This is a genomic window from Bartonella sp. AP57NXGY (assembly GCF_042195805.1).
Lineage (GTDB): Bacteria > Pseudomonadota > Alphaproteobacteria > Rhizobiales > Rhizobiaceae > Bartonella.
The window spans coordinates 1-559 of record NZ_JBHIOZ010000657.1 but is presented as its reverse complement, the minus strand read 5'-3'; the positions used below and the strand labels follow the sequence as shown (position 1 = coordinate 559).

At 42.9% G+C, this 559-nt stretch carries 1 protein-coding gene; it reads left to right on the top strand.

Features of this window, described 5'->3' with window-relative positions; all coding sequences use genetic code 11:
• Positions 1–559, top strand: a 559-nt coding sequence (locus ACFIL8_RS12490) for a radical SAM protein (RefSeq protein ID WP_375690096.1), incomplete at both ends; no start/stop codon positions are given.

Here is a 559-nt window from a genome sequence, read left to right as displayed (position 1 = left end):
ATCTTATTCTTGTTAATACCTGTCATATTCGTGAAAAAGCAGCAGAAAAACTTTATTCTGATCTTGGTCGTTTGCGCGTTATGCGTCAAGAGCGCACACCTGATAAACCCCTGATGGTTGGTGTAACAGGTTGTGTTGCACAAGCTGAGGGAAGTGAAATCTTGCGCCGTGCGCCAACAGTGGATCTTGTTATTGGTCCGCAAATGTATCATCGCTTGCCAGAATTGTTAGAAAAAGCCAAACAAGGGAAAAAAATTATCGAAACAGACTATGCTGTTGAAGATAAATTTGCTCATTTGCCGCCCCATAATAAACATGCAGTAAGAAAACGAGGTGTTAGCGCATTTTTAACAGTACAGGAAGGTTGCGATAAATTTTGCACTTTTTGTGTTGTTCCTTACACACGCGGTGCTGAAATATCACGGTCTGTCGAGCAAATTACCGAGGAAGCCCTTCAACTCATCGAAGCGGGTGTCAAAGAAATTACGCTGCTTGGACAAAATGTCAATGGTTGGCATGGACAAAGTGCTGATGGCAAAACTTGGCGTCTTGGCGATCT